This is a genomic window from Pseudoalteromonas sp. SR44-8 (assembly GCF_014163635.1).
Lineage (GTDB): Bacteria > Pseudomonadota > Gammaproteobacteria > Enterobacterales > Alteromonadaceae > Pseudoalteromonas > Pseudoalteromonas rhizosphaerae.
In genome coordinates this window covers 1-23,612 of record NZ_JACJDS010000044.1, presented here as the reverse complement: position 1 = coordinate 23,612, position 23,612 = coordinate 1, and the positions used below count along the sequence as shown (strand labels likewise).

The window sequence follows — 23,612 nt, the reverse complement described above, 5'->3', positions numbered from 1 at the left end:
TACAGTAAGGAATGTTGATGCGCTTAGAAGATACATTTTTAATAAAAAACAAACTCGGTTTACATGCTCGCGCAGCCAGCGTATTAGCGCAATTAGCTGTGCAGTTTGATGCCAGCATCACACTTCATCAAGATGACAAACAAGCCGCAGGCGACAGCGTACTGGGCTTAATGCTATTAGAAAGTAGCCAAGGCAAAGAAGTTAAAGTTGTATGTGAAGGCCCGGACGCTGAACCTGCTCTTGCAGCAATTGGTGAGTTGATCGCACAACGCTTTAACGAACAAGAATAGCTCGTAGTCAGTACCACTAAATTGCGTTAAACTGAATAAAGTCGTTAATTAAACAGACCAAGCGCGTTAATTATCGACAACAGTTACCCTACCTATCAAGTGTATTAATTTTTTAAGGACGCCAATGCCAGAAGCTTTTGAACAAGATTACCCACTACAACAACTAAAACAAGTGACCAAGTCACTTAACAGTGGTCAATTTGTTCAAGTAAGGCGTATGTTGGCAAAAACAGCTCCGTGTGACACCGCATTATTACTCGAGTCATCCCCGCATAAGATTCGTACCTTATTATGGCAACTGGTTGATCCAGATGTACAAGGTGACGTACTTGAAGAACTATCAGAAGATGTTCGTTTAGGGATCATTGCCCAAATGGAGCCGAAGCACATCGCTGCGGCAACTGAGGACATGAGTCACGATGATCTAGGGGAAGTACTACGTAGCCTACCTGATACCGTCTACAAAGACGTTGTTAGTGCCATGGATAGCCAAGATCGAGAACGTGCAACTCAAGCACTCTCTTATCAAGAGCGCTCTGCTGGCGCGCTGATGAACACAGATACAGTGACCATCCGCCCTGATGTCACTATCGACGTAGTACTGCGCTACTTACGTTTACGTGGTGAGCTACCAGAAGGTACCGATGATCTTTATGTTGTTGATAAACATAACTGCTTTATAGGTGCCATGTCGTTAACGACCTTGTTGACTAACTCGCCAGATAAAATCATTCGCGACTTAATGGATGAAGATTGTGAATCTATCCTCATTTCGATGGATGAAACCGATGTAGCACAACTGTTTGAACGTCATAACTGGATATCAGCCCCAGTGGTTGATGATAATGACCATCTACTTGGCCGTATCACCATCGATGATATCGTTGACGTTATCCGTGAAGACGCCGAGCATAGCTTATTAAGCCTAGCCGGTCTTGATGATGAAGAAGATACCTTTGCTCCGGTGTTAAAAAGTTCGAAAAAGCGCTCAATTTGGCTTGGCGTTAACTTGTTAACCGCGCTACTTGCTGCGATTGTGGCAAGCTTCTTTGAAAACACTTTAGCAATTTTACCTATTCTAGCAGTACTCAACGGTATAGTGCCATCCATGGGTGGTGTTGCGGGCAGCCAAACATTAACACTCGTAATACGTGGTATTGCAGTGGGTCATATCAACCAAACTAACCAACGCTTTTTACTGATCAAAGAGCTTGCAATCGGCGCAATAAACGGGATTGTTTGGTCTATTTTAATTGCCGGTGTTGTTGCTATTTGGCAATGGGACTTTAAGCTTGGCGGCGTACTCGCCTTTGCCATGTTTATGAACTTAGTAGCCGCAGGTATCGCCGGTGCCAGTATTCCGCTGCTATTGAAAAAAATGAAAATTGATCCTGCATTAGCTGGCAGCGTGGTACTGACAACCGTAACCGATATTGTAGGGATATTCGCCTTCCTAGGCACTGCGACATGGTTGTTGGTGTAGATAGAAATAGAGGTTCTAGGTTCTAGGTTCTAGGTTCTAGGTTTACATCGTAATGTAGGAAATGGCTTTAGCCATGAAATTTTAACCGCGCGGCATAAAGCCCCGCCTACGCTTTAAACATCGGAGCTAGGTTTTAGGCTCTAGGTCCTAGTCACTTCCCTAGCACCTAGTACCTTTGTCTTCCTAGCACCTTTAATCTTTTCGCGGTGGCAAGCCACTCGCCTACAAGTAAGTAATAAACATCAAAGTAAATTTAACACCGAGATAAACGTTAACACCTCTAGGCGTTAAGCTTGCTGACGCACAAACACCAGAGCACATTTCAAAACGCGGCGGCAAGCCACTCGCCTACAAGTAATTAATTAAACACTGAGATTAACGTTAACACCCGTAGGCGTTGAGCTTGCTGACGCAAGAACACCGAAACAATATTGAATATCGCGGTGGCAAGCCACTCGCCTACAAGTAATTAATTAAACACTGAGATTAACGTTAACACCCGTAGGCGTTAAGCTTGCTGACGCACAAACTCCGAGCCACATTCAAAACGCGGTGGCAAGCCACTCGCCTACAGTGAGTAATTAAACACTGAGACTAACGTTAACACCCGTAGGCGTTAAGCTTGCTGACGCACAAACTCCGAGCCACATTTAAAACGCGGTGGCAAGCCACTCGCCTACAAGTAAGTAATAAACATCAAAGTAAATTTAACACCGAGATAAACGTTAACACCCGTAGGCGTTGAGCTTGCTGACGCAAAAACACCTATGACTATAATAAAATGAGAGGTTAAACATTCTTGGGGAAGATTATAAGTGGATGTTCTTAATTAAAATAACAACATGCACTTATAATTTTGATATATAACATCCTAGCAAAATCCTTCTAGTATTTGATATTTATATACTCTGATATTTAAAGCCCATTCCTTGCTGCTTTTACTTCGCTCCTTGATGCGCTATTCATTAGCTCCTTCCATTGTTGTGCCGTCCAAAGTGGCTTTGCGCTTTTTACGATCCCTTGTTGGTTTTTCCTTAATACGTTATCCATAATGTTACTCCTTGCCATCTATTGGCTGTTCATCCTTGTTATATTTAACACTGTGACTCTAACGACGCGCGATTATATAAATTGCATGTATTAGACCAGGAATATACCCTAGTAATGTTAACAAAATATTAATCCAAAATTGAGCACCTAAACCAACTTGTAAAAATACACCAAGTGGTGGAATAAGCACTGAAAATATAATTCGTATTAAATCCATGACTCTCACTCCCTGAAATTTGTATAAGAAAGCCCAGCATAACTGGGCATTCGTGGCTTATAGATTATTCAGCTACAATAGTTAAGTTATCAACTACATCGCGAACATCTTCAGCATTCTTAGCAATTTTCACCGCTAGCTGTTTTTCAGCATCCGAACCAACAGTACCATTTAGCGTTACCACACCTTTATCGGTATCTACGTCAATATCCGTACCGCCTACTTCAGAATTAAATAAATAGCGTGTTGTAATCACGGTAGTAATTTTAGCATCCGTTAAATCACTTTCTGTGCTATCTGATTTCATCTTCTTGCTTTTTGTATCCGTGTTTTTAACGACCGTTAGCTCGTTATCAACATCAGTTACACCATCTAGACTTAAGATAAGCTCTTCCGCTAACTCTTTATCAAGCTCACTTTCAACTTTACCAGTTAGTACAACCTTGCCATTTTTTACATCAGTGTTAATGTCAAAGTTGTTTAAGTTAGTGTTCATTAACAGAACCGTTTCTGCCTTACCATCAATCCAAGCATCTTTACTTTCATTTTCCCAGCTATTTGCTTGAGCACCCATAGCGGTTGTACCAAGAACTAACGCTGCAATAATAGATTTGTTAAATGTTTTCATAATCTTTCTCCTTTTGATTAAAGACAATATGATTAATGCGAACATCAAGCCAACTTTTAAAACATTTAAAATCAATCGCTTAAACTTAATTTCATATAGCACTAGCTTTAGTCTTGGTAATTATTTACAGACTGCTCGGTAATTTATTCTGGTCGTTGCAAAATTAACCATTTAATAGCATTATTCGTTAATCTGTCGTTAATATAACAAACGCACCTAACGAAAATAAATTTAAATTATTGATTACTATGCTAATTAATAAATGGCCTAAGCTTTGCTTTAACTATTGCAGTACTGACAATCGTAAAATACACCAACAGCATCACTTATAAGGAATACATCATGACTGTAAAATTAGAAGATCGCCCAATTGAGCAAGTGCGTGAACAAGTTATTGATCAATTAATATATAACTACAGTCATGCTGTTATTTCAGCTGATGCTTTTGAGCGTCGATTAGATCAGGCAATGGCTGCGAAAGATAACCAAAGCTTAATTGATTTGGTAAGTGACCTAGAATTAACAACCGATAGTAATTACCAGTGGGAAAAACGTGCGCAGTTTAGCCCAAACTATAGTAATAAAAGCAGCGATGAAACATTGCACTTGCGAAGTATCTTAGGATCAAACGAGCGCAGTGGGCAATGGGTAGTACCAAAAGAAATCCACCTGACGAACTTACTTGGTTCTATTGAACTTGATTTCACTGACGCCATATTTCAGCATCAAAATATCACCATCCATGTAAATTGCTTACTAGGCAATGATGAAATTTATGTGCCAGAACACGTCAATGTTGTATCAAAACTGTTCAGTATTATTGGTAGTGTTGAAAACAAATCAGTGTCACTGAATAAACACCAAGGGCCAACCATTACTATCGAAGGAAAAGTTATTCTGGGCTCTGTGGAAATTAAAATTAAGCGCACCATTAAAGAAAAGTTTGTCTCATTCGCCAACAGCCTTAAAACCAGTTGGCAAGATATCAATAAACATTAATAGATAAAACACAGTTAAAGCTTAACACCCGTAGGCGTTAAGCTTGCTGACGCAAAAACACCGAAACAATATTGAATATCGCGGTGGCAAGCCACTCGCCTACAAGTGAGTAATTAAACACTGAGATTAACGTTAACACTCGTAGGCGTTAAGCTTGCTGACGCGAAAACACCGAAACAATATTGAATATCGCGGTGGCAAGCCACTCGCCTACAAGTAAGTAATAAACATCAAAGTAAATTTAACACCGAGATAAACGTTAACACCTCTAGGCGTTAAGCTTGCTGACGCACAAACACCAGAGCACATTTCAAAACGCGGCGGCAAGCCACTCGCCTACAAGTAATTAATTAAACACTGAGATTAACGTTAACACCCGTAGGCGTTAAGCTTGCTGACGCGAAAACACCGAAACAATATTGAATATCGCGGTGGCAAGCCACTCGCCTACAAGTAATTTAACACCGAGATAAACGTTAAAACCCGTAGGCGTTGAGCTTGCTGGCGCACAAACACCAGAGTACATTTCAAAACGCGGTGGCAAACCACTCGCCTACAGTGAGTAATTAAACACTGAGACTAACGTTAACACCCGTAGGCGTTAAGCTTGCTGACGCACAAACTCCGAGCCACATTTAAAACGCGGTGGCAAACCACTCGCCTACAGTGAGTAATTAAACACTGAGATTAACGTTAACACCCGTAGGCGTTAAGCTTGCTGACGCGAAACTAATGTTATAAATCATTATTACGCTCACTAGGAATGTCACTTAAATATTCAACAAACTCTATTTCAAACCCTGCGGGGTCAATAAAATACACATTTTTACGAAAGGGATTTACCGCACCTGGCTTATCAATACTGTAACCAGCGCTTTCTAAACGCGAAATTACTGCAGCAATATTATTCGTAACATAAGCAAAGTGCGCTAAGCCAACTTGATGTCCGGTTAAGTCACGGTTATGTTGTTCACCATGATCACTCAATGCTAAATACTGAAAATCATCGCCAAAGTGTAACCATTTTCGTGGTTTACCGTACCACTCCCCTTCGCCTTGACTTCTTATAGACCAGTACGGAAAAGCCGCCTTATAAAAGTGCAGCATAGCTTCAACATCATCGACTACCAAATTTACATGCTCTAAATACATAATTAAATTCCTTTATTTAAGTAATTAAAGCCACAATAAAACCTCAAGCAACGTTGAGGTAAAGTGTTTTTTATAAAAGATTTAATAATTGAAAGGTACTAGGTTAAAGGCTAAAGGCAGAGACTAGCTCCATCTAACGTCTAAATAAAACAGCGCGGTATAATGCCGCGCCTACGCAAATTAAAACTTATAACTTATGACTAACAGCTTAAGACTTAAAGCTTAAACCTAGCTTCCCGCAATCTGCATTTGTTCAATCAATACCGAACCGGTTTGAATTCCACCACGACGCTCTATGTCACCACCTATACCGCTGATGCCTTTAAACATATCTTGCAGTTTACCAGCGATGGTAATTTCGCTTACAGGATATTGTATTTCGCCATTCTCAACCCAAAAACCGGCAGCACCACGCGAGTAATCACCGGTTACGGTATTAACGCCTTGGCCCATTAATTCAGTGACCAATAAACCAGTGCCCATCGTTTTTAACAACGCAGCTAAGTCAGCATGAGTTTGTTCTACTAACCAGTTATGAATACCACCAGCATGACCGGTAGGTGTCATATTCATTTTTCGGGCTGCGTAGCTCGCTAATAAGTAAGTTTGCAGATCACCGCCTTGAATGATTTCACGGTCGATAGTTTTTACCCCTTCACTATCGAATGGTGAAGACGCTAAACCTTTTAAAATATGCGGGCGCTCTGAAATATTAACGCACTTATTAAATACTTGCGTGCCAAGGCTATCCAACAAAAAGCTCGATTTACGATACAGCGCACCACCACCTATTGCAGACACCAAGTGACCAAACAATGAATTAGCTATATCTGCACGAAAAACAACTGGGACTTTCATGGTACCTAATTTTTTGCTATTGAGCTTAGCAAGAGTTTCACTCGCAGCCTCTAAACCTACTGCCGCAGCATCTTTCAAACCAGCTTGGTCTCGCGCTACGGTATAAGCTGAATCTCGCTGCATTTGCTCACCATCTTTACCAATCACCATAGTACTAATGCTGTGGCGAGTACGCGGGTAACCTGTGATAAGGCCATGGCTATTACCATACACGCGTAAACCTTGATGCGATGAAAAACTGGCGCCATCTGAATTAACAATACGTGCATCGGCATTTAGCGCCGCTTGCTCTGCAGCATGACACAATTCAATGCCCTGCTCAGGGCTGACATCCCACGGGTGGTATAAATCCAAATCAAGCGGAGCAAATTCAAGTAGATCTTTATCGGCTACGCCATTATGTGGATCATCTGAGGTAAACTTGGCGATATCAATGGCTTTCTCTACCACTGTACGCAGTGTTTTGGGGTTTAAATCAGCTGTTGACGCAGAGCCTTTGTGATTACCAACATACACACTGATCCCCAGTCCACCATCTTGATTAAATTCAATGGTCTCGACTTCACCCATGCGGGTACTAACTGATAAACCTGAGGTGCTCGACATCGCCGCTTCAGCGCCAGTAGCACCGAGTTTTTTCGCGTGTTCTAAAACCTCTGCAACGGCATCTTTTATTTGAGAAATTTGTGTATAAATAGGATCTTGCTGTTGGCTTTTCATATTTTTAGTCCTGAGCTTGGAGCGTTTTGCATGCGCAATCATAATACTTAAATGCTAACACACTCACTGCATTGCATCAGCTAATATTAATCATTAAAAGAATCACGTATATACCCAAGCCACCTCAAGATACAGAATTCAGCGTTTCACAGGGGCTTAATATCAAGGCGTTACTTTGCAAGAATGGCAGTCCCTTTTAAGAAGTAACAACGATGAGAGTAAGTGCCTGTGAAACGCCCAACGGGTTGGTTTAAAAGCGATTTATACTGCGTTATTGATTTTAACAATAGAACCACTATTACTTGCAATCAATGCCTTGCCTAAATCGCTTTTAACTCCAACGACGCTCGCATCTTGAGGTGGTTTGGGTATAATGACTGCAGTTAACGTTATCATATGAGTACCCCATGGCGAAGAAAAAAGGCAAGCCTGCTGAAATTGAAGAAGAAATTATCTATATATCAAAAAGTGAGCTAAAGCGCGAAGCGCAAGAGTTTCATCAGTTAGGTGCTGAAATTGCCAAAATGGGGAAAAAACAGCGCGAGCGCTTACCCTTAAATGACGATTTAAAAGCGGCAATGGTTGTTGCAGACAAAATCAGTAACAAAAGTGATGCATATCGTCGTCACTTAAATTACATCGCAAAAACTTTGCGTACCGTTGAGAATATCGAAGAGATCAACGCTATTATCGACATTATGTTGAATAAAAATAATCAAGCCGAAGTGATGATTAAAAAGATTGAGCAATTACGCGATGATTTAATTGCCCAAGGTGATGATTTAGTCAATCAAACCATTGAGCAATACCCGAGTATTGATCGTCAAAAGTTACGTCAATTGGTGCGTAATGCGGCAAAAGAAGTAAAAATTGAAAAGCCAGCTAAAGGCTATAAAGAGCTATTTCAGTACCTTAAAGAAAGCATAATGCGATAAACTACATTTAGTGTAGTAATGAATTGCCTATATTCAGTCTGGGTAGAAACACCCGCTATTTATAGGCAGTTACCGTTTAGTAAGCAGTAACGCCTCCCTCGCAGCAAATTAAAACACCGTAGGCGTTAAGCTTGCTGACGCACCAACACCACTCCACATTTAAAACGCGGTGGCAAGCCACTCGCCTACAAATAATTAATTACACACCAAAGTAAAATTTAACACCGAGGCAAACCTTAACACCGTAGGCGTTAAGCTTGCTGACGCACCAACACCGAGCCACATTTAAAATGCGGTGGCAAGCCACTCGCCTACAAGTAAGTAATAAATATCAAAGTAAATTTAACACCGAGATAAACTTTAACACCGTAGGCGTTAAGCTTGCTGACGCACCAACACCACATCACATTTTAAAACGCGGTGGCAAACCGCTCGCCTACAAGTAAGTAATAAACATCAAAGTAAATTTAACACCGAGATAAACTTTAGCACCGTAGGCGTTAAGCTTGCTGACGCAAAAACACCAGAGCCACATTTTGAAACGCGGTAGCAAGCCACTCGCCTACAAGTAATAAATTACACATCAAAGTAAACCTTAACACCGTAGGCGTTAAGCTTGCTGACGCAAAACACAATATCCGCGAGTTTGCCTCGCGCAACTCTTAGCATTTAACCAACTATTCCTAGCGGTTTGGCACTTTGCCATGCACCACGAGTAAAATCAGGAATATCAATTGACGCACTACGATCATTAACGGACTGTGCTGACAGCGGTGATATAACAGACCAAGCCGCGCCGTCGTAAACATCTTGATCAAGCGCCTCGCCATTGCGTAAACAATAAATCATCCGCCAAAACATTAAGAAGTCCATGCCGCCATGGCCGCCGTTACGCTCTGCCTCTTCGCCCATTTTAGTCCACAGTGGGTGATCGTATTTTTTATACCAATCAGCCATTTCATAATCCCACTCATGGAAGCTCTTCGAACCACCATCTTCCAGCGCAATACGATTTGGAAAACCGGCAAACACACCGTTAGTGCCTTGAATTAAATTATGGCGCGAGTACGGCCGTGGCGTAGTGGTATCATGTTGAACCATAATACTGCGCCCTTTTACTGTTTTGATAAGCGTAGTATTCATATCGCCAGCAATATAATTAAGCTGATTACGTTGATGATCGGCTGGAAATTCTTTCTTTGCATAGGCGCTACGGCCCAGTGCAGGTGAACTCATCGAGGTTAAAAAATCAAACCGATCGCCGCGATTAATATTCATATATTGTGACACAGGGCCTAAACCGTGCGTTGGATACAAATTACCGTTTCGTTTTGCATGCCAAGCGGTACGCCAAGAACCAGTTTTATGCTCCACTTCTTTCATTTGCCAACGTAATTCATGAATATACGCCGCCTCACCATGTAGCAGCTCACCAAACACGCCTTGGCGAACCATATTCAATACCATTAACTCATCACGACCATAGTTGACATTTTCCATCATCATACAGTTCTTTTGCGTGCGCTCAGCGGTATCAACTAGTTGCCACATTTCTTCAACCGTCAATGCTAATGGCACTTCAACAAAAGCATGCTTGCCACTATTCATGGTATCGATTGCCATCGGTGCATGCCACGACCATGGCGTAGAAATAATCACAATATCAATATCATCGCGATTAAGCATTGCTTGATAGGCATTATCGGCGCCAGTATAAAGAGCAGGCTTAGCCAACCCTTTGTCAGTGAGGTAGTTAGCTGAACGCTGTAATACTTCGTCATGGGTATCACATATTGCTTTAATTTCTGTACCAGCAATATGACTCATACGCTTTACGTGGCCAAAACCACGCTGCCCTAAGCCTATAAACCCAACCCGTACTACATCCATTTTTGGCGCGACAAGACCAATTACAGAGCGCCCTTGCGCTGGGGGAGTAATAACGCCACTTTGAGTACCCGTGGCACATCCTGAAATCACACTAGCCGCTGCCGTAGCACTCGCGGCTTTTAAAAAATCTCGACGATTAAACTGCTTCATTATTATTATCCTAGAACTAATCTAGTTTTAACTTACCTAAAACAGCTTGGGAGGTAAAGCAGATGGGGATGGATAGCATAGGAAAGGAGATGTAATAGTCTAGGGCTAGAAGTAACCTAGCACCTAGCCCTTTAACTTAAAAAATCACACATCTCTTAAAATAGCTTTAAGCGTGGTTTTTTTTGCGAGAATATCACGATATAAAGCAAACTGATTTTGCGCACGTTCTAAGTTATGGTTAGCATGCTTGATTGAAAAATAATGATCACCGTCAATGTAATCAGTTAAAAAACGTAGGCCAATCATAAAGGTCATTACTTTAGTGCCTAACCAAAAGCTTTGTTTTTCTTGTTCGGTAATCAAGTCTTTCAAAGGCTCTACATAACCTTTGACTACCGCTGCAAAAATCTCTTCACGCACACATACATTAGCTAAATCCGTTGAATCTTCTTGTTCAGGAGAGCAAAAAGTACGCACCATATCACCAAAATCATACAACCAATAACCAGGCATACAGGTGTCTAAATCAATCACTGCTTTGGCATCATTTGATGTATTACAAAACAGCATATTATTAATTTTAGTATCATTATGACATGGTCGAACCGGTACAATGCCCGTCAATGCTTTAAGCTCATCAATTAAGCCAAATTGCGCGAAACAAAAATCAACGTCAGCTTGGCAGCTGGCTAAGCGCTGCTGTGGATCTTTTGCAACCACAGCTTTGAGCTTTTCAGCGCGCATCGCTAAATTATGAAAATCAGGAATAACATGATGTAGTTGCTTGGCATCAAAATCTTCTAAAGCAACAGCAAATTGACCAAATGCATTGGCTGCAGTTTGCGCTTGTGAAGTATTTAAAACTACATCTTCACTATAACTGCCGCCAATAAATTCGAGTGCGCGCCAAACACCGTTATCACAATCAACTAAATAGTTATTTTCAACTGTAGGAACATGGCGGATGATTGCTAAATCATACTCGCCTAATTGACGTTTTTTAGTTAAATGACGTTCAATTAAACGAGCATTTTTAACTAACATATCTGGTTCAGGAAAAACCTCGGTATTTAGTTTTTGAACAACTAATGATTTTTTTGGTGCAGTTAATAGCATAGTGCTATTTATGTGACCACTACCAATTGGCTTCATGCTGATTTTTTCACTACCAAGACCAAAACTCTCAGACAAGTAAACCGCAATGGAATTTGACTTCATACTTACTTCGCTATTGTTGTGCCCTGGAAAAGGCAAGATCGGGGCTAGTTCATCCGTGACGTAATTCATATAATTTACCTGTAACATCCTGTAATTCTGATTTATAAGTCACTCCATACCACGACTCTTTTGCGGTATATATGGTAACTATTTGTTGATTAGATGTGATCGCTTGTTGAACTTGATCGGGTAAATAATACTCCATTCTGACACCGTTGTCATACTTTTGCAGAAACTCGTCAAAGCCTGCTTCTAGGCAGTCAAAAAATGTTGGCGTAATTGCCCAAAAACTCATTGATGCCAACGCATCCACGGCAATTTTCTCACGGAGCCCCTGCGGATTGTCACCCATTATTTGACCGTTCTCGTGCTGAATATTTAAATACTCAACAACATCAATTAATTGGTTATTTTTAACTTGGCATACGCCTCTATTCACCCCTCCTTGATCTGACAAAGTATCAATAATTGGGTAACCCACCATAGCCCAACTAGTCAGGTTTTTAAAATGTTCAGCGAGTAATAAAAATGACGACGCGCCATAATAATCATCGGCTGTGATGACGATCGCGGGGTTATGAACATGATCTTTAGCGCATAATAAAGCATGCCCGGTGCCCCAAGGCTTACTTCGCTGTTGTGCAAGTAATTGGAATTGTTCTGGCACTAAATCAATGCGTTGTTCAACCAACACAACATCAATCCCCGTTGGTAAGCGCGGTAAAATCACTTGCTCAATCTCGCTGCGCACAGCCTGATTGATCACTAATACAACCTGAGTTACTCCTGCGGCAACAGCATCAGCAATACTCAACTCCATAATGGTACAACCCAACCCAGCAATCTCAGCGATTTGTTTATTGCCACCAAAACGAGAGCCCAAGCCACCCGCGAGGACGACTAAACTTAGATGATGTTTTTTCATTTTTAATCAGCTTTAACGTTTAATAAAGCTGAGTTTACCAGTTTCAACCGCCAGATCTAGCTATCGGAGCTAGGTTTTAGGGGATAGGTTCTAGCCTAGCACCTAGTCACTTCCCTAGCATCCAGTACCTTTTTAACCTTTCGCTGTGGCAAGCCACTCGCCTACAAGTAATTAATTAAACATCAAAGTAAAATTTAACTCCCGTAGGCGTTAAGCTTGCTGACGCACAAACACCACGCCACATTTAAAATGCAGTGGCAAGCCACTCGCCTACAAGTAATTAATTAAAACATCAAAGTAAAATTTAACACCCGTAGGCGTTAAGCTTGCTGACGCACAAACACCACGCCACATTTTGAAACGCGGTGGCAAGCCACTCGCCTACAAGTAATTAATTAAACATCAAAGTAAAATTTAACTCCCGTAGGCGTTGAGCTTGCTGACGCAAAACACCACATTTTGAAACGCGGTGGCAAGCCACTCGCCTACAAGTGATTAATTAAACATCAAAGTAAAATTTAACACCCGTAGGCGTTAAGCTTGCTGACGCACAAAGAGAAGACAATGAGGGTAAATGCCATGGGCTTCGAGCAACGCGCTCCTAGTCACTTCCCTAGCACCTAGCCCCTTTCTCTTTAACCTTTTACTCCCCCTTCAAAACAAAAACGGCGGCCTAAGCCACCGTTTAATCATCAAACTAATAAAAACTAATTACCAAATTTTTACGCGATCAGCTGGTTTGATATACATTTTGTCGCCTTCTTTAACGTCAAATGCTTGATAAAACTCAGGCATATTCGACAAGATACCGATCACGCGGTAATGGCTTGGTGAATGCGGATCTGTCATTAGGCGGTTACGTAGCTCTTCGTCACGGTATTTACGACGCCAAATTTGCGACCAACCCATAAAAAAGCGCTGATCACCGGTATAACCATCAATCACTGGCGCTTTGTCGCCACCTAGCGATAACTGATAAGCAGTGAAAGCAACCGTTAGGCCACCTAAATCGCCAATATTCTCACCTAAGGTCAATTGACCATTAACGCTGGCATCTGCAAATGGTTGATACTCGTTATACTGTGCAACTAACTGACCAGTACGCTCTTCAAACTGTTTAAGGTCTGACTCGCTCCACCAATCACGTAAATTACCATCCCCATCATACTTAGCACCTTGGTCATCAAAACCATGCCCTAACTCGTGACCAATTACCGCACCAATTGCACCGTAGTTAACCGCATCATCAGCTTCTAAGTTAAAAAATGGTGGTTGTAAAATTGCCGCAGGGAATACAATTTCGTTATTCACCGGGTTATAGTAAGCATTGACTGTTTGTGGTGTCATGTGCCATTCAGAACGATCCACTGGCTTACCTAGCTTGTCAATCATATCGGCATAAGCCCATTCACTATGGCGAATATAGTTACCAACTAAATCATCCGCATTAATGCTTAACTGTGAATAGTCTTTCCAGTTATCAGGATAGCCAATTTTTGGGGTAAATTTGTCGAGCTTTTCTTTCGCAGCAAGCTTGGTTTCAGGGCTCATCCACTCTAGGTTTTCAATCGCAACGCCATAGCCTTTGATCACGTTATCAACTAACTCTTCCATGCGCGCTTTTGCTTCTGGCGGGAAATTGTCTTTAACGTACACTTTTCCTAAAATTTCACCTAACACTTCATTTGATGCATCAACGGCTTGTTTCCAAAGCGGAGTTTGCTCTTTTACGCCGCGCAATGTGGTGCTGTAAAAGTTAAAGTTTAAATCAACCAGATCTTTATCTAATATACCTGCATAGTTACTTACTAAATGAAATTTAAGGTATTGTTGCCACGTTTCAAGATCTGTCGTTTTATAAATATCGGCAAATTTTTCAAAGTAGCTAGGCTGACTGACGATAATATCTTGTACATTTACACCAGACGCTTTGAAGTATTCAGCAAGGTCAAACTCACCTGTTAGCTTACTTGCATCACTCACGCTCATTTTGTTATAAGACTTTGTAGCATCACGACTTTCAACACGCGTCCACTGTGCATCAGCAATACTGGTTTCAAGTGCAATAATTGCTTTAGCAGCTTCATCGGCTTTTTCTACACCAGCGCGTTTTAGAACGTCAGCAATGTAAACGTGGTACGCGGCACGAATTTTAGTGAACTTTTCGTCATCTTTTAAATAATAATCACGATCCGGTAAGCCAAGGCCTGATTGATACGCATATAATGCATTTTCACTCGAGTTCTTAGCATCATTATTTACATACCAACCAAATGGCACCGCGCCACCTTGAATACGTATTTGCGCCATAAGTGCGACTAAATCAGACTTATTTTTAACACCATCAATAGCAGTTAACGGGCCATTTAGCGGTGTTATACCTAATTCATCACGCTTGGCTTCATTCATGTAACTCTTAAAGAACGCACCTAGCTTATATTCATCAGTTCCAGCTTTAGCAGCTGTATTAGCAGCCGCTTGTTCAAGCACTGTTTTCATTGCGGCTTGAGAGTCATCATACAATTGTGAGAATGAACCGTAATTTGATTTATCGCCAGGGATCTCAGTCGTCGCCAACCATTGACCATTAACGTGATAATAAAAATCATCCTGCGCACGGACCGACTTATCTATATTTGCTAATTCAATACCTGAATTAAGAGCTGTTTTCACTTCACTAACAGCATTGCTTTCTGGCGCTTTAACATCTTGTTGTTCACCACAGCCAACTAGGCCCAGCGCAAGTGCAATACTTGCTGCAGTGAGCGATATTTTTTTCATGGGAATCCCGTAAATCATTATTGTTGATAATACAAACCGTTTAAGCAGCTTAATAATAAGCTGCTCTCTGGTCCCATCATAAACCTCATCGGAGCAACAATAAAATCGAATATGTAACAATTCGTATCAAAACTCTAATACGGTTATCTATCACACTGCTTTAGCAGTCATTGATTATCTAAGATTGGATTAAAAAACTTACAAACGTATTAATTTATTATCCGAAGCTCAGGCTGATTATTTAAACCTTACCACTAGCTCGTGCAGCGCCTCCGATACTGTTTTTAATAATGAAATAGCCTCAGCGGTATCTTTTGCATCAGTAAAGCTGTAATTAGCTAACTCTGAAATGCGAAGAATTTGCTGATTCACGTCCTCAGCAACATGTGATTGTTGTTCAACAGCAGTCGCCATTTGGGTCGACATACTCGCAATTTCACCTACAGCTTCAGATACACCTTGAAGCATCTCGCTACTTTGCAGCACTTGATTAAGACCATGCTGGGCATTTTTACCACCTTTTTCTGCAACATCGACAGCTCTTGTAGCCCGTGTTGTTAATTCATTCACTATGTCATAAATATCTTTAGTGGAATCTTGAGTACGTTTAGCTAAATTACGAACTTCATCGGCTACCACTGCGAAGCCACGCCCTTGCTCACCAGCACGCGCAGCTTCAATGGCGGCATTGAGTGCTAATAAATTGGTTTGTTCAGCAATTTGTTCGATTATTTGCGCAGCTTCGGCAATATTTTTGGTTTGCTCAGAAACTCGCTGTACGGATTCGCTGATTTCAAGAACAGTATCGCGGAGCTGTTCAATAGCTTGCTGTGTGGCATTCGCAATTTGACCGCCTTTAATAGTCAATTCGTTTGCAATATCAGCATGTGATGCGGTATCAGTAACATGCTTTGCCACATCAGCAATCGTGGTGGCCATTTGATTCATTGCCGCCGCAGCTTGCATGGTTTCATTTTGCTGTTGCTCAATTTTATCAAGCATGGTCTTGGTTAAGCGTTCACCAATATCTGACTGCTGCGACACTCTTTTTGACTCATTCTCAATCCGTGTGATCACAGCTCCTAAGTGTGCTTGTTGACTTTTAATTGCCACTTTTAAATGACCCAACTCCCCCGTGTCATCAGTGTAACTGCTAACCGCCAGTGAATGAGAAAATGCCCCTGATAACATTTCATAAAGTGCATTAACCATACGTTTTTTGGCTACTAGTCCCCATATTGCATAACCTAAAATAGCAGCAATAAAAAGCAATAATGCCGGACTTTGCCAACCCATAGTAAATAACAACACTGATGCAATAGTGACAATAATCAAAGCGATATTTTCCACCGCAATCGGCAAACTTAGCTGTTTGCTATTCTTTACTATGTTTTTATATAGCGCCTCCGCCCGCTTAACATCAGTTCTGCTAGGACAAGAACGCACCGACTCATAACCCGTGACCTTACCACCCTCAGTCACAGGAGTTATATAAGCATCAACCCAATAAAAATCACCATTTTTACAACGATTTTTAACTAAGCCCATCCAAGACTTCCCAGCTTTTAAATGCTCCCACATAACTTTATAAGCAAGAGAGGGCATATCTGGATGACGAATAATATTGTGGGGCTGACCTATTAATTGCTCTTTAGTAAAACCACTAATGGCTACAAACTCATCATTACAATCAACAATTTGACCTTTTAAGTCTGTTACAGAAATGAGCTTAGAATCATCTGGAAATGTTCTTTCAGTCTTCGTGACAGGAAGGTTCTCGCGCATGCTTATTCCTAAAATTATCCTCGCTTAAAATATAGTCTAAAAAGCACAGCACACCAAATTATCTAAAAAAACAACTCTTTTCGCGGTGGCAAGCCACTCGCCTACAAGTAATTAATTACACGCCAGAGTAAAATTTAACACCCGTACGCGTTGAGCTTGCTGACGCACAAACACCACGCCACATTTTGAAACGCGGTGGCAAGCCACTCGCCTACAAGTGATTAATTAGACACCAGAGTAAAATTTAACTCCCGTACGCGTTGAGCTTGCTGACGCAAAACACCACACCACATTTTAAAAACGCGGTGGCAAGCCACTCGCCTACAAGTGATTAATTAAACATCAAAGTACAACTTAACTCCCGTAGGCGTCGAGCTTGCTGACGCACAAACACCACACCACATTTAAAACGCGGTGGCAGGCCACTCGCCTACAAGTAATTAATCAGACACCAAAGTAAACTTTAACACCGTAGGCGTTGAGCTTGCTGACGCAAAACACCACAACACATTTTAAAACGCGATGGCAGGTCACTCGCCTACAAGTAATTAATTAGACACCAAAGTATAATTTAACACCCGTAGGCGTCGAGCTTGCTGACGCACAAACACCACACCACATTTAAAACGCGGTGGCATATTACGAAAGAGTAGATTAGATGTACTGGGATTAGTTTAAATATACACAATTCCAAAATGGATAATCACCCACACTTTTAACCAAGCCAGCCCTGAGCGGGTTTGCAACTATATATCTAGCTTGGTTAAGTAAATCGTCATCAGATCTAAGCTTGTGATCATAAAAGTTAGCTTGCCAAATTTTTCCGCTAGAAAGTAAATAACGGTTCAATTTAATCGTAGTAATACTTTTAAATTGACCAATAACTTTGGATAAATCATCAGTATTTCTAAGCTGAAATAGCCAATGCAAGTGATCAGGCATTAATGAAAAACAAATTGTCTTAAGGTTTCCCGAATGCGAAAAAAAATGTAACTCCCTCATAATTAAACAGCTACTATCAAAATCACAAAAAAGCTGCATTCTATTTTCAGTACAAATTGTAACTGAGTAATAATGATTAATTATCGAGCATCGCCCTTTAGTCCGCTTACTGGTATCAACCATTACTTTCCCTCAATTAACTACAAGTAAATATAGCAATTAATCGAGATCCCTCCAGTAAAGATTGAGCTTTCTTAATAAACAAACACGGAATTTTGAAACGCGGTGGCAAACCACCCGCCTACAAATAATTAATTAGACACCAAAGTAAAATTTAACACTGAGATAAACCTTAACATCGAAGGCGTTAAGCTTGCTGACGCAAAAACACCGAGCCACATTTAAAACGCGGTGGCAAGCCACTCGCCTACAAGTAAGTAATAAACATCAAAGTAAATTTAACACCGAGATAAAATTTAACACCCTAGCCGTTGAGCTTGCTGACGCACAAACACCACACCACATTTTGAAACGCGGTGGCAAGCCACTCGCCTACAAGTGATTAATTAAACATCAGAGTAAACTTTAACACCGTAGGCGTTGAGCTTGCTGACGCACAAACACCACAACACATTTTAAAAACGCGGTGGCAAGCCACTCGCCTACAAGTAATTAATTAGACACCAGAGTAAAATTTAACACCCGTAGGCGTTGAGCTTGCTGACGCAAAACACCACACCACATTTTAAAAACGCGGTGGCAAGCAACTCGCCTACAAGTGATTAATTAGACACCAGAGTAAAATTTAACTCCCGTAGGCGTTGAGCTTGCTGACGCACAAACACCACAACACATTTTAAAAACGCGGTGGCAAGCCACTCGCCTAGGTAAATTTAAACATCCACTTTTATTTTTTCGATAATCTCTACGTTGGCGGCAGGAAAATTGTAATCGTCTAACTTATCAATCGCGACCCATGCACTTTGCTGGCCTTCTGCGCCATGGGCTTGGCCGCTAAAATCAGTAACTAAATGCACGTCGAGTTTTACACATTTATCGCCATAATCATGCTCAATAACCATCAGCTCGCTTGAACTATTAATTGTTAAACCTACTTCTTCTTGAAGCTCGCGCTTTAGTGCTTCGAATACGGTTTCGCCAGCTTCTACTTTGCCGCCCGGAAACTCCCACAAACCACCTTGGTGTTTATCGTCAGGGCGCTTACAGATAAATAGTGTGTTATCTGCTTTGATAACCCCCACCGCTACATGCACAATTTTTTTATTCATCGTAATACCTTAATTAAAACCGCGCGGCATAAAGCCGCGCTTACAAGTAATTAATTAAACATCAGAGTAAAGTTTAACACCCGTAGGCGTTAAGCTTGCTGACGCACAAACACCGAAACAATATTGAATATCGCGGTGGCAAGCCACTCGCCTACAAGTGATTAAACACCAGAGTAAAATGCAACACCCGTAGGCGTTAAGCTTGCTGACGCACAAACACCGATACAATATTGAATATCACGGTGGCAAGCCACTCGCCTACAATTAATTAAACACCAGAGTAAAATGCAACACCCGCAGGCGTTAAGCTTGCTGACGCAAAAACACCGAAACAATATTGAATATCGCGGTGGCAAGCCACTCGCCTACAATTGATTAAACACCAGAATACAATTTAACACCGTAGGCGTTAAGCTTGCTGACGCACAAACTCCGATACAATATTGAACATCACGGTGGCAAGCCACTCGCCTGATATTTAACCTTACAATTAAAAAGCGACGCAGGCGTCGCTTTTTAATTGTTAATTATAACATTTGGTTATTTTAACTTACCACAACACTGTTTGAACTTTTGACCCGAGCCACACGGGCAAGGTTCGTTGCGGCCAACTTTTGGCTCTGCGCGTGATGTTACGACCGCACCTTTTGGTGCTTCGCCGCCTACGTGCTCAACTTCTTCATGTTGATATTCACGAGGAGCATTTTCACTTTGGCGGTGTTGCTCTTCAATTTTTTCAACATCTTCTTCAGCACGTACTTGTACTTTACTTAAAATACTAACTACATCAATTTTCAGGTTCTCAAGCATTTCAGAGAACAACTCAAACGACTCACGCTTGTACTCTTGCTTAGGATTCTTCTGCGCGTAGCCACGTAAATGAATACCTTGGCGAAGGTGATCCATCGCAGCAAGGTGATCTTTCCAATGTTGATCCAAGCTTTGTAGCATGATTGCTTTTTCAAACTGACGAAGTACAGAATCGCCAACTTGTTGCTCTTTCTGTTTGTAAGCTTGCTCAACTGACTCTTCAATTCGCTCACGTAACTTTTCTTCGTAAAGTTTGTTATCGTCAGCTAACCATTGTGTAATCGGTAACTCAATTAAGAAGTCTTGCTTTAAGCGCTCTTCAAGGCCCGGAATATCCCACATTTCAGCTAAACTTTGTGGTGCAATATATTGGTCAATAGTGTTGCCCAATACGTCGCCACGAATAACCGTGATCGTCTCTGAAATATCGCCTTCTTCAAGCAACTCATTACGTTGTGAGTAAACAACACGACGTTGGTCGTTTGCTACATCATCGTATTCAAGCAACTGTTTACGCACATCAAAGTTACGTGCTTCAACTTTACGTTGCGCGTTTTCAATGGCACGGTTAACCCATGGATGCTCAATCGCTTCGCCACGTTGCATACCTAGTTTACGCATCATATTAGTCATGCGTTCACCAGCGAAGATACGCATTAATGCGTCATCCATCGATAGATAAAAACGGCTTGAACCGGCGTCACCTTGACGGCCAGAACGACCACGTAACTGGTTATCGATACGGCGTGATTCGTGACGTTCAGTACCAATGATATGTAAACCACCAGCAGCAATTACTGCATCATGGCGAATTTGCCATGCTTCTTTAATCGCTTTAATTTGCTCATCAGTTGGGTTTTCAAGTTTTTCAACTTCGCTATTCCAGTTACCGCCTAACACGATATCAGTACCACGACCAGCCATGTTAGTTGCGATTGTTACTGTGCCTGGTAAACCAGCATCGGCAACGATGTCTGCTTCTTGGGCATGGAATTTAGCATTAAGTACGTTGTGCTTGATTTTTTCTTTACGTAAAAATTGCGATAAATATTCAGAGCTTTCGATTGAAATCGTACCCACCAATACTGGCTGGCCGCGCTCTTGGCAATCTTTAATATCGATTAGAATGGCTTCGTATTTTTCTTCTTGCGTTAAGTAAACTAAATCAGCGCGATCTTCACGGATCATCGGCTTATTAGTTGGCATAACAACAGTATCTAGACCATAGATTGACTGAAACTCAAATGCTTCAGTGTCTGCAGTACCGGTCATACCTGCAAGGGTATCGTAAATACGGAAGTAGTTTTGGAATGTAATTGACGCTAACGTTTGGTTTTCGTTTTGAATTTTTACATTTTCTTTTGCTTCAACAGCTTGATGTAAACCTTCAGACCAACGACGCCCTTCCATTGTACGGCCAGTGTGTTCATCAACAATGATTACTTCGTTTTCTTTTACAACGTAATCAATGTCTTTTTGATACAGCTTATGGGCACGTAATGCCGCATAAATATGGCTAAGCAGGGTAATACTCGCAGCAGAATAAAGCGAGTCGCCCTCAGCTATCAAACCACGTTCAATCAGTAATTCTTCAACTTTAATTTGACCACGTTCAGTTAAATGAACTTGCTTGGCTTTTTCATCAATAGTGAAATCACCATCGCCTTCAATACCTTCTTCGTCTTCTTTCTCTTGTAACTCAAGAAGCGGAACTATGGTATTGATTTCAGCATACAGCTGCGAGCTATCTTCAGCAGGACCGGAGATGATCAGTGGAGTACGGGCTTCATCAATTAAGATCGAGTCAACTTCATCGACTACCGCATAGTAAAGTGGACGTTGCACGCGTTCGTTAATGCTAAACGCCATATTGTCACGCAAGTAATCAAAACCAAATTCGTTATTGGTACCGTAGGTAATATCAGCGGCGTAGGCTTCTTTTTTCTGTTGCGGCATCATACCCGGTACGTTACAGCCAACAGTTAAACCTAAAAATTCAAATAATGGGCGGTTAGTTTCAGCATCGCGCTTGGCAAGGTAGTCATTCACAGTAATTACGTGAACACCTTTACCCGTGATACCACGTAAGTATGCTGGTAAACTTGCGGTAAGAGTTTTACCCTCACCAGTACGCATTTCTGCGATGCGGCCTTGGTGTAAAACCATACCACCTAGCAACTGTACGTCAAAGTGACGCATACCATTTACACGTTTTGATGCTTCACGTACCACAGCAAATGCTTCTGGTAGAATGTCATCAAGACTTTGTCCGTTATCGTAACGCTCTCTAAACTCTGCTGTTTTGGCTTTTAAATCTTCGTCTGAAAGCGCTTCAAGTTGCGTTTCAAGCGCGTTGATCAGCGCGACCGTCTTTCTTAAATTTTTAATAGTGCGGTCATTGCGACTACCAAAAATCTTGGTAAATAAATTAGATATCATGATAAAACCGTTACAATGTGTTCTTTGCTAGCCGAGTATCAGCTAACCCATTTTTATAATTACTAATTAATAGATTACTCACACGAGCACATATTAATTAGCAATTTCGAGAAACGTTGTGAAATACAGCGTTCAATACGTGCGCTACTATACCAGACTCTGCGAAACATCAAACCATCGCGTAGTTAAGATATCAGTTTTCTGCAAGAAAATTTAAAATAAGCCGTAAACATAACTTTAATTAAGACTATAAAATTATATTAACTATGAAGATATGGAGGTGGATAAAAGAAAATCAAGGGGAGTATAAGAACTTAGGTTCTAGGTTCTAGGTTCTAGGTTCTAGGTTCTAGGTTCTTCAATACAGTTGCAAACTAAATATACATGGTAAACTTTTCCTAGCGCCTATTTCTTCCTAGCGCCTAAAACCTTTATTTTTTACCATGCCTCGCTAGTCGCTCTAGCTTTTCTTTTAGTGACGGTGGTGCACTTTGTGCAATCGCATTAAGGTAATCAGCGGTTTGTTCACTCATCGCTAATTTATTCGCGGGAGTGGCGTTAGCTGTTTTTAACGCATTATTTGGACTTAATCGTTGGCTGGCTTGTGGATTAGCGGTAATTTTAATTTGCCCAAGTTCTGCCATACCGGCACTACGAAAGTGTGACAGCATATCCATTTTTAAGTAGTTTAAACGCAGTGCTATAGGTGCAGATACCGCCTCAATCATCAGCGTACCATCGCGATAATTACTAACGCGACATTTTCCACCTAAATTAGCGCCCAAAAATTCACTTAACAAAGTTTGTTGTTTATCTAATGCTTGGCTTTTACCTGCATACGATGACAATCGACCACTCAGGCCAGCCATAATATCGTTTAAAGGTTTTGGCGCGAATCTATCTTTAGCCATGCAAAACACCAAAAGTTACATTGAAGAAACTGAGTTTAATTGAATGCAAAGGTTAAAGCTACCTCGAGAAATGAAAGATACGGGGTAATAGGTGCTAGGTATTAGGTATTAGGTATTAGGTATTAGGTATTAGGTATTAG

At 41.2% G+C, this 23,612-nt stretch carries 21 protein-coding genes; 6 read left to right on the top strand and 15 right to left on the bottom strand.

Features of this window, described 5'->3' with window-relative positions; translation table 11 throughout:
• Nucleotides 1-17 precede the first annotated feature (17 nt).
• Together H5183_RS18355 and mgtE are read left to right on the top strand one after the other, a co-directional pair.
• Nucleotides 18-290, top strand: coding sequence for an HPr family phosphocarrier protein (locus H5183_RS18355; protein WP_064667815.1), 273 nt, complete (start codon nt 18-20; stop codon nt 288-290).
• A 124-nt stretch (nt 291-414) separates the two neighbouring features.
• Nucleotides 415-1,773 (top strand): magnesium transporter, encoded by a 1,359-nt coding sequence (gene mgtE / locus H5183_RS18350; RefSeq protein ID WP_145236729.1) that lies wholly within the window; start codon nt 415-417, stop codon nt 1,771-1,773.
• Nucleotides 1,774-2,688: 915 nt separating this feature from the next.
• On the opposite strand, the gene H5183_RS21845 is transcribed toward mgtE, so the two are convergent.
• From H5183_RS21845 to H5183_RS18340, 3 genes are all read right to left on the bottom strand, one after another.
• The gene (locus H5183_RS21845) at nt 2,689-2,823 is read right to left on the bottom strand and encodes a hypothetical protein (protein ID WP_259397404.1); all 135 of its coding nucleotides are present in this window, start codon (nt 2,821-2,823) and stop codon (nt 2,689-2,691) included.
• Between the two features lie 58 nt (nt 2,824-2,881).
• Nucleotides 2,882-3,040, bottom strand: coding sequence for a YqaE/Pmp3 family membrane protein (locus H5183_RS18345; RefSeq protein ID WP_064667813.1), 159 nt, complete (start codon nt 3,038-3,040; stop codon nt 2,882-2,884).
• A gap of 64 nt (nt 3,041-3,104) precedes the next feature.
• Entirely contained in the window at nt 3,105-3,668 is a 564-nt protein-coding gene (locus H5183_RS18340) for a BON domain-containing protein (protein WP_145236725.1), read from the bottom strand.
• Nucleotides 3,669-4,010: 342 nt separating this feature from the next.
• On the opposite strand from H5183_RS18340, the gene H5183_RS18335 reads away from it, so the two are divergent.
• Complete coding sequence (locus H5183_RS18335; protein WP_145236722.1) at nt 4,011-4,667, top strand: LiaF domain-containing protein; 657 nt, start codon at nt 4,011-4,013, stop codon at nt 4,665-4,667.
• A gap of 385 nt (nt 4,668-5,052) precedes the next feature.
• On the opposite strand, the gene H5183_RS18330 is transcribed toward H5183_RS18335, so the two are convergent.
• The 3 genes from H5183_RS18330 to pmbA form a co-directional block, all read right to left on the bottom strand.
• Nucleotides 5,053-5,211: a hypothetical protein gene (locus tag H5183_RS18330; protein ID WP_182732385.1), complete on the bottom strand. Its 159-nt coding sequence runs from the start codon at nt 5,209-5,211 to the stop codon at nt 5,053-5,055.
• Between the two features lie 191 nt (nt 5,212-5,402).
• The gene (locus tag H5183_RS18325; protein WP_145236719.1) at nt 5,403-5,819 is read right to left on the bottom strand and encodes a VOC family protein; all 417 of its coding nucleotides are present in this window, start codon (nt 5,817-5,819) and stop codon (nt 5,403-5,405) included.
• A gap of 228 nt (nt 5,820-6,047) precedes the next feature.
• Nucleotides 6,048-7,397: a metalloprotease PmbA gene (gene pmbA, locus H5183_RS18320; protein ID WP_145236716.1), complete on the bottom strand. Its 1,350-nt coding sequence runs from the start codon at nt 7,395-7,397 to the stop codon at nt 6,048-6,050.
• Nucleotides 7,398-7,804: 407 nt separating this feature from the next.
• Here pmbA and yjgA point away from each other — a divergent pair, with 407 nt between their 5' ends.
• Both yjgA and H5183_RS18310 read left to right on the top strand, forming a co-directional pair.
• Nucleotides 7,805-8,332, top strand: a complete 528-nt coding sequence (gene yjgA / locus H5183_RS18315) for a ribosome biogenesis factor YjgA (protein WP_182732384.1) — start codon at nt 7,805-7,807, stop codon at nt 8,330-8,332.
• 257 nt (nt 8,333-8,589) lie between these two features.
• A complete protein-coding gene (locus H5183_RS18310) occupies nt 8,590-8,778 on the top strand; it encodes a hypothetical protein (RefSeq protein WP_182732383.1) in 189 nt (62 codons plus the stop codon).
• A 223-nt stretch (nt 8,779-9,001) separates the two neighbouring features.
• Here H5183_RS18310 and H5183_RS18305 read toward each other — a convergent pair whose 3' ends face one another.
• The 6 genes from H5183_RS18305 to H5183_RS18280 all read right to left on the bottom strand — a co-directional run bounded on the left by H5183_RS18305 (nt 9,002) and on the right by H5183_RS18280 (nt 18,206).
• Nucleotides 9,002-10,372, bottom strand: coding sequence for a Gfo/Idh/MocA family protein (locus H5183_RS18305; RefSeq protein ID WP_182732382.1), 1,371 nt, complete (start codon nt 10,370-10,372; stop codon nt 9,002-9,004).
• Between the two features lie 144 nt (nt 10,373-10,516).
• A complete protein-coding gene (locus H5183_RS18300; RefSeq protein WP_149980682.1) occupies nt 10,517-11,590 on the bottom strand; it encodes a phosphotransferase enzyme family protein in 1,074 nt (357 codons plus the stop codon).
• Nucleotides 11,591-11,639: 49 nt separating this feature from the next.
• A complete protein-coding gene (locus tag H5183_RS18295) occupies nt 11,640-12,515 on the bottom strand; it encodes an NTP transferase domain-containing protein (protein WP_182732381.1) in 876 nt (291 codons plus the stop codon).
• A 711-nt stretch (nt 12,516-13,226) separates the two neighbouring features.
• Nucleotides 13,227-15,296: a M13 family metallopeptidase gene (locus tag H5183_RS18290; RefSeq protein WP_182732380.1), complete on the bottom strand. Its 2,070-nt coding sequence runs from the start codon at nt 15,294-15,296 to the stop codon at nt 13,227-13,229.
• A gap of 237 nt (nt 15,297-15,533) precedes the next feature.
• Entirely contained in the window at nt 15,534-17,081 is a 1,548-nt protein-coding gene (locus H5183_RS18285) for a PAS domain-containing methyl-accepting chemotaxis protein (RefSeq protein ID WP_182732379.1), read from the bottom strand.
• 669 nt (nt 17,082-17,750) lie between these two features.
• A complete protein-coding gene (locus H5183_RS18280; protein ID WP_182732378.1) occupies nt 17,751-18,206 on the bottom strand; it encodes an REP-associated tyrosine transposase in 456 nt (151 codons plus the stop codon).
• A gap of 190 nt (nt 18,207-18,396) precedes the next feature.
• Here H5183_RS18280 and H5183_RS18275 point away from each other — a divergent pair, with 190 nt between their 5' ends.
• Nucleotides 18,397-18,585: a hypothetical protein gene (locus H5183_RS18275; protein ID WP_182732377.1), complete on the top strand. Its 189-nt coding sequence runs from the start codon at nt 18,397-18,399 to the stop codon at nt 18,583-18,585.
• 331 nt (nt 18,586-18,916) lie between these two features.
• Here the strand turns inward: H5183_RS18275 and mutT are convergent, their stop codons facing one another.
• The 3 genes from mutT to H5183_RS18260 form a co-directional block, all read right to left on the bottom strand.
• On the bottom strand, nt 18,917-19,312 hold the full coding sequence (gene mutT / locus H5183_RS18270) for an 8-oxo-dGTP diphosphatase MutT (RefSeq protein WP_149980579.1): 396 nt from the start codon (nt 19,310-19,312) through the stop codon (nt 18,917-18,919).
• A gap of 540 nt (nt 19,313-19,852) precedes the next feature.
• Complete coding sequence (secA, locus tag H5183_RS18265; protein ID WP_182732376.1) at nt 19,853-22,561, bottom strand: preprotein translocase subunit SecA; 2,709 nt, start codon at nt 22,559-22,561, stop codon at nt 19,853-19,855.
• A 431-nt stretch (nt 22,562-22,992) separates the two neighbouring features.
• The gene (locus H5183_RS18260; RefSeq protein ID WP_145236680.1) at nt 22,993-23,472 is read right to left on the bottom strand and encodes a DUF721 domain-containing protein; all 480 of its coding nucleotides are present in this window, start codon (nt 23,470-23,472) and stop codon (nt 22,993-22,995) included.
• Between the last annotated feature and the right edge of the window lie 140 nt (nt 23,473-23,612).